6 protein-coding genes and 1 rRNA gene are annotated in these 9,405 nt (G+C 48.3%); 6 read left to right on the forward strand and 1 reads right to left on the reverse strand.

Annotated elements, in window-relative coordinates; translation table 11 throughout:
* Nucleotides 1-164 precede the first annotated feature (164 nt).
* Nucleotides 165-317, forward strand: coding sequence for a hypothetical protein (locus tag P9L94_05880; protein MDP8243591.1), 153 nt, complete (start codon nt 165-167; stop codon nt 315-317).
* A 16-nt stretch (nt 318-333) separates the two neighbouring features.
* Here the strand turns inward: P9L94_05880 and P9L94_05885 are convergent, their stop codons facing one another.
* Nucleotides 334-2,154 carry a DUF115 domain-containing protein gene (locus tag P9L94_05885; GenBank protein MDP8243592.1) on the reverse strand — a complete coding sequence of 607 codons (1,821 nt, stop codon included), beginning with the start codon at nt 2,152-2,154 and terminating at the stop codon, nt 334-336.
* 141 nt (nt 2,155-2,295) lie between these two features.
* Here P9L94_05885 and P9L94_05890 point away from each other — a divergent pair, with 141 nt between their 5' ends.
* From P9L94_05890 to P9L94_05910, 5 genes are all read left to right on the forward strand, one after another.
* A complete protein-coding gene (locus P9L94_05890) occupies nt 2,296-3,261 on the forward strand; it encodes a DUF2971 domain-containing protein (GenBank protein MDP8243593.1) in 966 nt (321 codons plus the stop codon).
* A 225-nt stretch (nt 3,262-3,486) separates the two neighbouring features.
* Nucleotides 3,487-4,902, forward strand: coding sequence for a B12-binding domain-containing radical SAM protein (locus P9L94_05895; protein ID MDP8243594.1), 1,416 nt, complete (start codon nt 3,487-3,489; stop codon nt 4,900-4,902).
* Nucleotides 4,903-4,994: 92 nt separating this feature from the next.
* Nucleotides 4,995-5,303 (forward strand): HU family DNA-binding protein, encoded by a 309-nt coding sequence (locus tag P9L94_05900; protein ID MDP8243595.1) that lies wholly within the window; start codon nt 4,995-4,997, stop codon nt 5,301-5,303.
* A 404-nt stretch (nt 5,304-5,707) separates the two neighbouring features.
* Nucleotides 5,708-7,732 (forward strand): bacteriohemerythrin, encoded by a 2,025-nt coding sequence (locus P9L94_05905; protein MDP8243596.1) that lies wholly within the window; start codon nt 5,708-5,710, stop codon nt 7,730-7,732.
* A gap of 1,013 nt (nt 7,733-8,745) precedes the next feature.
* A 16S ribosomal RNA gene (locus tag P9L94_05910) occupies nt 8,746-9,405 on the forward strand; the annotation flags it as partial.

Genomic DNA, 9,405 nt, shown 5'->3' on the forward strand with positions numbered 1-9,405 from the left:
CGTACCCTCAAACGGCGTGACCTTCCCGTTGTCGACACCGTCGTGGATGCATTACAATCCATCGCCTCCGGTCATGCACTCCCTCTATTTCCCGGCAAACTTGCTTCAGGCGGCTAAAGTGTTACAAAAAATATATTGATGGTATAAAAAGTGGAAAGATTCGAGTGGGAAGTAAAGATATCCTAAGAGTTCGGCTTAAGGAAAATCAATACCAAAGTGATGCTGGTTTGAAAAAAGATTATATAATTCAAGAAGTAATTGAACACAAAGCATATAACCCACCTATTCAAGACAATTTTTTGTATGAAGGCGAATAAACTTTATAGTTTAATTTCACTTCAGTGATTCATGTAGTATCGCGTTGGCTTCTTCGACGGCGGTGATGAGCGCTTGCAGGCGGCGCTGAATGTGTTCGCGGCGCACCTCGTCGCTGGCGCCGCCGGGGCCGAGTTTCAAAAATTCAAACAACGCCTTGGGCGCGGCGTATTCAATCATGTAATCATCAACCACATCGGTAATCAGCCGCTGGCGCGCGTTTTCTAGTTGTTCTTCTGCGCGGGTGATATCGGACTCGGTTTGTTGTTTCACCTCTTGCGCAATTTGTTTCGCGCTCTGCAATCGTTGCTGCAAACGGTCGCGGATTTCGCGGCGTACGTCATGTTTAATTTTTTGAACCGGGGCCGAACCGAGCGCGGCCAATTTATGCGGGACATTCATTTCGGATTTTCGTTCTTGTTCTATGACTTTCGCCAGCGTCTGGATTTTCGTCCCGGAGATTTTGGCGCCGCCTTCGGTGGCGTCGATGACTGGAGCGGGGATGCGCCGAATGTCTTCTTCCAGCATACGAATATATATAAGGAAACTTTGCACGGTGGGGACGGGCTGACCGTCGACGCCGTCCACCCAAAACAGCGGCTCGCGGCTGACTTGGCTGCCGTCCAGATTGGGCACGTCGGCTTTATCTTTCTCGCCTTCGATAAATCCGACGTTGCGACAGTTGGCGGTCTCGGCGATATGGGTCGCGCCGTCGTTGCGCTCCAACGCCAGGTCTTGCCCGACGAGAACAATCGGCGAGCAGCCCAGATACGACGCAGCGTACAAGCCAGCCTGAGAGACCATGCCGCCTTTGCGGATCACGCCCTTGCCGCCTGTTTGTTGGTCAAGCCATTGAAAGAAATCGTGCTTGTCGGTCATGGCGGTGAGGCGCTTTGAGAATTTGGCGACGATCTCAGGTCGCGCCTCTGGATCAAACAGCAGCCATGCGTCGTCGTAGCGCTCTTGTTTGAAATGGCGCAGATTGAGTTCGGTCGGGTCAACGGTGACGACGATGTGCGGCTTCACGCCGTGTTTCAACAATAATTCATAGGCGGTGTCCACAGCGATGAGCAGAAAATGTTGCTCCAGGCCGCGCAGTTGGTCGATGTTCTTCGCCAGCGACGGCCCGGCGGCGATGATGATGGCCGGGACGTTTTTGAACGACTCGCCTAACGCGGACAGCCCCGGCGTGGTTGTGATTGCATCCAGGTTGCCGAGCAGATTGCGCAGCGTCAGCGGGCCGTCTTTGAATTTGGTCACAAGCCCGCTCTGACCGAAGCGCAGCGTGTCTTGCGCTTCTTGTTTGGCGGCTTCGGCCCATTCGGCGAACGCGCCCACGACGGGTGGGAACTCGACAGCGATCACCGAGTTCGCCATGAAGTCCATCAAGTGATTGAGCACAGCCTGGCGAATGGCGCAGGGCTGTCCGCCGATCACGATTTCTACGCAGGGGTCTACTAGCAGGCTCGAAAGATCAATCGTTTGAAGCGCGGCGCGGAATACGCTCAGCGAAGGTTCCAGCAATAAAATACGTTGCGGTTCCTTCATCACTTGCTGGACTAACAACGCTGCATAGCCCAGTCCAAACCCGAACATCATGAGGTTGCGAGCGGACTCGAGCCCGTCGATGGATTGCACAAACTGTTGCGCGTGCATGACCGGGTCTTGGGGGTGATGCAGCGCCGCCCATTGCCCGTGTTTCTGCACCACCAGGGTCGGGTAGGCGGTGTCGGTGTTTCGCAGCGCAACTTCGGCGTCTTGTTCAGCGCTTTGAATTCGCGCGGCGAGTTGCGGGTAACGCTGTTGCAGCGCGTTCAGATTGGCTTGTTGAATATCCATTTCTCAACCTTATTGTTTTGCATAATAGACCATTTGTGCCATCATACAGGTTAAATCGGGTTTTGATGAATAGTAGGGCTTAAACAGAATAGAAAGATTGGATCAATAATAACAATTCACCGTCTAGATTAAGAGGGAAATATGAAAGATTTCGTTGAGTCATTTCCAATGACGATAGAGAAATGTACGCAGAAATATAGGTTATTACCTCCTGATGCTTCGAGTATTTTATATCACTATACTTCGCGTTCTGGTTTAAAAGGGATTCTAAAGTATGGCGGGTTGCGGGCGACATATAGAAAAAAAATGAATGACAAGGCAGAATTTGAATATGCCAAGAATGTTATTCATACTGCGATTAGTCAATATCTGAAGCGCAATGATATTTCTACTGCTTCAAGAAGCATTGCAGAATACACATTAATCAATCTTCAAAAGAAAGATGATGACTCTGATGCAAAGAGTAGTTCTTATTGTGCATGTCTCACATTTTCGTCTGATGATATGGACCAATGGAATACTTATGCTGAAAGTGGGAATGGTTTCGCCATTGGATTTGATTGGCTGAAAATTTTGAATGGACGAAGAAATAATGTATTAATTAAACAACCATTTTATTATTGTTCCCCCGTTATTTATGATGAACCTGAACAAAATGATCTTGTCATAAACATGTTAGAATCTGGGATTAATGATTTGAAAAATTTTGGGGAGACATGCTCTACAAACCCATCTTATTTAACTGCTTTTCGAAATCGAATAATAGAAGAAATTGTGACCCAATTATATGTAATATCTGATTTTATAAAATCACCTGAGTATAGCAGCGAAAGAGAAATGCGTGTATTTATAGATTTCAACGATGGGACATTAGAAGCAAAAAACATTCGATTTTTTGAAAAGAATGGAAAATCAATTCCATACTTAATGTTTGATTTTCGAAATCCTCAAACAAAAATTCTACCTATATGTGAAATAAAAGTTGGGCCGAAAGCAACATTTGAAATTGAAAAAAAATTTGTTGAAGAACGATTGGCTGATATTAAGCCAAATTGGGGTGATTCTGTTTATCCGCGTATTACACAATCACAATTTGCAATCACTTAATCTAGGACAATGTAATTCAAGGGCTGCCGTCGCTTCGCGACGCCTTGCCCTTGGCACCCATTTGCTCATAACAGGGCTTGGGTGCAACTCTGTGAGCGCCTGTGCAAAGAGGGCGGCAAGCCCGCACCGAAGCGAAGAGAGATGTACCCAAGCCCAGGTGACTCACTTAAAAAAAACGATGCTTTCTTGCTTGATTCATTTTAGAGAAACGAACACCATACCCCCATGCGAGCGTTATTATTCAATCCTTGGATCACCGATTTCTCCGCCTTCGACCATTGGGCGCGGCCTTTGAATCTGCTGCGGCTTTCGTCCGTGTTGCGTTCATGCGGGTGGGAGATCGACTTCTACGATTGCATCGACCGCCGATCGCCTGACCTGGACGGCTTACGCCCGCCGCAGAAACACCGACTCAACCAATATGGATGCGGGCACTATTACCGCGAAGATATCCCGCTGCCGGAGGCGTTGTCATTTGTCCCGCGTGAGTACAAACGCTATGGCGTCCCGCCGGAGCGCGTCGAGCAACGCTTGAAAGACTTTGCGCAGCCGGACATGGTGATTATTCCCTGCATGATGACCTATTGGTATCTGGGCGCGTTTGATGCGATTGCTATGGCGCGGCGCTTGTTCCCAAAGGCGCAGGTCGTAATCGGCGGCGTGTACCCGACGCTATGCAAAGAACACGCGCAGCAGCACTCGGGCGCGGACGCAGTCGTCACCGGACGCGACTGGTTCGATTGCGTGAACCAGATCAACCATCTGGCGGGCGTTACGGTTGAATGCAAGGGACAGCAAAGCGATTGGATCGAGCCGGACTACGAATGGATGCGGGGAGATTTCTGTTTTCCTATATTAATGTCCACGGGTTGCCCCTGTCACTGCACCTATTGCGCGACCCATTCGCTTTGGCCGAGCCATATTCCTTACCCGGTCGATGCGATCATTCATTCATTAGAGTGCCTGGTTGAAGAGTTTGGCGCGACTGATATCGCGTTTTATGACGATGCGCTGCTGGTCAAGAAAGAAGAATGCGCCCTACCGGTGTTTGAAGAAGTGGCGCGGCGCGGTTGGAACCTGCGCTTTCATACTCCCAACGCGCTGCACGTTCGCCGCGTTGACCGTGAGACAGCGCTTTTATTGAAGCGGGTCGGATTCACGACCATCCGGCTGGGGTTGGAGGTCGCGCAACGCGATATGCAGCGCTCCACTGGCGGTAAGGTGTACACCGACGAATATGTACAATGTATGCAATACCTTCGCGAGGCGGGTTTCGGCCCGCGCGAGGTCGGAACCTACCTTTTATTGGGGATGCCCGGGCAGCCGCTTCAAGACGTGGAAGACGCCTGCCGCGTCGTAATTGACTCGGGCAGTCAGATCAAAATCGCGATGTATTCGCCTCTGCCGCAGACGCCTTTGTTTGAACGAGAACTCATCGGCTTCGATTATGACCCCCGCACAGAGCCGTTGCTGCAAAATAATTCCCTCACGCCGTGGCGAAAAAACGCCTTTCATAACGAAGATTATCAAGCCTTCAAACGCTTTGTTAACGGGGCGAATCAGCAATTGGCGTCAAAAAATAACCCAATTTCGGCGGTTTTAACCCCCCAAATAGCTAAAATGCCTGAAAATAGGGCATAAAATCACGGTCAAGTGCATTTTTTTCTTGACGCAAGCGAAAAAAGTATTAAATTACATCTAATGTAATTACACACGCTTAAAGGAGAGTTCTGATGAAGAAGACCGTTGCTAAGACTGCCAAGCCGATGACCAAAAGCCAATTGATCGGCCATTTGGCGGAAAAGATTGAAATCACCAAAAAGCAAGTACAAGAGTTGTTAGACGAATTGGCTGCTGTTGGTTACAAAGAAGCCAAAAAAGGTTTTACCCTTCCCGGTTTTGGTAAATTGGTTTTGGTGAAACGCAAAGCGCGCAAAGGCCGCAACCCGGCGACCGGCGAAACCATCAAGATTCCGGCAAAGACCGTCGTCAAGTTCCGTATCGCCAAAGCCTGCAAAGATGCAATCCTGGGAACAAAATAGTCATTCTTCAATCAAGAATGTCATCTGAATGTTCTCGAACACGGGCCATCTAAACGGGACCTATGGTCTCATTCATAAAGGCAGCGGTTCGAAGATAACCTGATCCCCCGCGTATCGTTCCCGATGCGTGGGGGTTTTGTTTTTTTATTACCCTGCCAAATGATGACTTAACCAATTGTGTAATCATTCAGACTACACAGAAGTAACTTGAACTAACAATTTAACCAACACCTTCGTAGATATGAAATGAATTCATTTTTTATTACATCTCCGAATCACCTGTAACGTAAAAACTTAGATGCACTTGCCCGACCGAAGAAACAGTGGCGCCTCCCCTGCGGTATAAAATTTGCTCCCATGCGTATTTAGGAATAATTGAATATGTTTACGTAAAGGACGGCATCATGAAATTATCAACGAAACTTACACTATCTTTGGTCGGCTCACTGATTATTGTGCTTTCAATTTGCTTAATGGGACAATTCTGGGCGTCCGGCAAAAGTATTGATAAACAATCACATTCATTTTTTACGCTGATTCAAAATCAAAATCGCCAAAATGCGCTCATTATTCAAGAATTTGTCGATAAAACGCTGAGTTCGTCGATTCAAGAAGGCGAAATGGAGCGGTTTGAAGAACTGCTGGCTGATTTATCAGAAGTCGACAACTTAAACGAGTTCACGTTATTTAACGAAACGGGAGGCGCTGCGTATTCAACCGTCGCCGAACGAATTGAGCAGCCGATGGATGAAAAAGTTTGGGCTCAATTACAAGCCAACCCGGAAATGATCGTTGAAGAGACGGACGATCATATCAATATATATGATGTGCAGATCGCAGATGCAAAATGTATTGATTGCCACGATTGGACCGAAGGCCAGATTGGCGGCGTCGCTTTTTATTCTTTTTCTAATGACTCGTTGCTGGAAGGCATGAATGTCGCCGCCGTAACGATGTCTGATTTAAAAGGCTCCTTCTTTAACGGCAGCCTTGCGATTCTATTCACGATTTCAATCTTTGCCGCATTACTGGTCTACTTCTTGACGAAGCGCTTCGTGATTCAACCGTTACAACATGGCCTCAAGGCGGCCCATGCGGTGGCGTCGGGCGATTTTACTCATCGCGTTGATGTGAAATCCAAAGACGAAATGGGAGACTTCTCGAATTCTCTCAATCAAATGTCAGACACGCTGCAACGCATTATGAAAGAATTCTCGTGTACGGCGGATGAAGTGTCAGCTGGCGCGGAAAGTTTATCAGAAACGTCGCAGAGTATGTCTCAATCGAACACCGTCCAGGCGTCTAGCATTCAGGAAACCCGCAACGCGATTGATGAATTGACCGAATCGGTCAATCAAAACGCCCAAAATGCAGGCAAGACGAACAAGATTACCGAACGGGCGTCGAGTGAAATTGAGCAATGCGGAGAGGCCGTCCTGAAAACGGTCGCCGATATGAAGGTGATTACTGAAACAGTGCAAGTCGTTGACGATATTGCAGACCAAACCAATTTGCTGGCGTTAAACGCCGCCATTGAAGCCGCGCGCGCTGGCGAGCTCGGCAAAGGCTTCGCCGTAGTCGCGGTCGAAGTAAAAAAACTGGCGGAACGCAGCCAGGAATCGGCCAAACAAATCAGCGCTCTGGCAAAGAACAGCGTGTCACGCGCGGAACAGGCCGGGAAACTGATCCAAACCGTTATCCCCATTATTCAAGAAGCGGCCCAGTATGTTCAGGGAATTTCATCTGCAAGCGATACCCAGGCGCAGGCGGCGAACCAAGTCCAGTCGATTCTGGAACGCCTCGACCAGATCACCCATGATAACTCTATGACCAGCGACCAGACCGCCGCCGCCAGTGAGCAGTTGGCCGCCCAGGCGATGAGCCTGAAAGAAATGATGCAGGGCTATCGCTTTGATGACGGTGATTCGTCGCTAAACACGCAGAGGCCCTTTAATTCTCAAATTTCAACCAAACCGAGGACAAACGGCAAGGCAAAGAAACGCTCATTCGTTGAGTGGAGCGATGCAATGAGCGTGCAAGCGCATAATATTGACGAGCAACATAAAAAACTGATCACTCTCATTAACCAACTGTATGACGCGATGAAGGACAAGCAAGCGAAGGCCGTATTGTCTGGGATACTTGATGAACTGGTCCGCTATACCAAGAACCATTTTTCAGCGGAAGAAAACAAAATGGAACAGGCGGGGTATCCCAAATTGGAGGCGCACAAAAAGATTCACGTTGGCTTTACGGACAAAGTATTGGAATTTCAACGAGCGTTTGAATCCGGCGAAGTGATCCTTTCACAGGATATTCTTGATTTCCTCAAAGACTGGTTGATAAGCCACATCATGAAACAAGACCAAGAATACACGCCGTACATGCAATCAGCGCAAAAATCCCTCAGCGCACATGCGGTGAATTGAGGCGGACATATTGCTTTAGGTTACTGTGAAAGAGTCAGTAATAGGCCCTCGTTCAAATTGAGCGAGGGCTGCTGCGCGCTTATCCGTGCAGTTTAAATTACGAGTTTCACTCTAAGTTTCTGCTTGTTATTGCAATTATCCGGTTCGCTGATAACCCCTAAAGTAACTTAAACCGATGTAAAGAGCCGCTTATCTGCGGTTTAACTCCAAGCAATTCGGGATTGTTTGGTACGTAATCTCTCCAGGAATAGAACGATTCTGTATATTTTAGGATAAAAAAACAAAACTCGATTGAATCCAAGTTGATGAGTCTATATTATATTGTATGTAATATAATATGACGTGAGTTTCGTACTGTTATTATTATGTTAAAGCGCCGAGTCGATGTTTTGGTTATTTGCTCGTTTGGTATTATCGTAGAAGGGGTTTTGAAGGGGGAGTAAAAAAGATGAGAAAAAGCGCAACGCGCCCCTAGGTCAAAAGCAAAATCTGTCTATTATTTCGCTCCGGTTCAGAGATGAACTTTCGGAACTGGAGCCTAAGAGAAGGCAGTAAGGGTAAGCGAAAAAAAAGTAAAAAAAGTTTCGCAGACCCCTTGGTAAGAAAGAAAAAAATGATTATTCTCTTGCTCCGGTTCAGAAGTTAACTTCGGCCCCGCCCAAGAGTACGCAGCAGGGCAAGCGGAAAAAAGTTTAAAAAGTTTCGCTGGTTGGGTTGACGGGGGGGAAGAGTTTGGGTAGTATCTTCTCTTGCCCGCTAGAAACAAAAGGGCTTACAAACATCGCCCGCTTCAGGTGGGCGATAATTACGTAAAGCGAACAAAGGAAGTAATTTCTTTCTCGTTCTTTGACAATCAGGCAGGTTTGCGTGTGCAGGTACTGCGGCTTAAGGCTTCGGCCTTGAGTAACAGTTCCTAAGTACAAACGAACAACTATTAACGCGATGAAAAAGTCGCGTTTGTTCTGGAGTACAGTAACTAGGACCATACACTCACTCGATGAGTGTTGACACTTTCCACGGAGAGTTTGATCCTGGCTCAGAACGAACGCTGGCGGCGTGGATAAGGCATGCAAGTCGAGCGCGAACGTTCCCTTCGGGGAATTAGTAGAGCGGCAAACGGGTGAGTAACACGTGAGTAACGCACCCTATGGTGGGGGACAACCGCGGGAAACCGCGGCTAATACCGCATAATGTCGTTTTGTCGCATGGCAGAACGACCAAAGGGGGGGATCTTCGGACCTCTCGCCAAAGGAGCGGCTCGCGCCCAATTAGCTTGTTGGTGGGGTAACGGCCTACCAAGGCTACGATTGGTAGCCGGTCTGAGAGGATGACTGGCCACACTGGGATTGAGATACGGCCCAGACTCCTACGGGAGGCAGCAGTCTAGAAGCTTCGTCAATGGGCGAAAGCCTGAACGAGCGACGCCGCGTGCAGGACGACGGTCTTCGGATTGTAAACTGCTTTCGACAGGGATGAATGATATGGAGGCCAATAACTTCTGTATTTGACAGTACCTGGAGAAGAAGCCCTGGCTAACTCCGTGCCAGCAGCCGCGGTAATACGGAGAGGGCAAGCGTTGTTCGGATTTATTGGGCGTAAAGCGCGTGCAGGCGGCTTAGTAAGTCAGATGTTAAAGACCCACGGCTCACCCGGGGGAATGCGTCCGATACTGC

The sequence above is a fragment of the Candidatus Hinthialibacter antarcticus genome (genome assembly GCA_030765645.1).
GTDB classification, from domain to species: domain Bacteria; phylum Hinthialibacterota; class Hinthialibacteria; order Hinthialibacterales; family Hinthialibacteraceae; genus Hinthialibacter; species Hinthialibacter antarcticus.

Bases quoted from the DNA above. Each gene is read 5' to 3' on its own strand.
- P9L94_05885 (MDP8243592.1), bottom strand. From the start codon at position 2,154: ATGGATATTCAACAAGCCAATCTGAACGCGCTGCAACAGCGTTACCCG.
- P9L94_05890 (MDP8243593.1), top strand. From the start codon at position 2,296: ATGAAAGATTTCGTTGAGTCATTTCCAATGACGATAGAGAAATGTACG.
- P9L94_05895 (MDP8243594.1), top strand. From the start codon at position 3,487: ATGCGAGCGTTATTATTCAATCCTTGGATCACCGATTTCTCCGCCTTC.
- P9L94_05900 (MDP8243595.1), top strand. From the start codon at position 4,995: ATGAAGAAGACCGTTGCTAAGACTGCCAAGCCGATGACCAAAAGCCAA.
- P9L94_05905 (MDP8243596.1), top strand. From the start codon at position 5,708: ATGAAATTATCAACGAAACTTACACTATCTTTGGTCGGCTCACTGATT.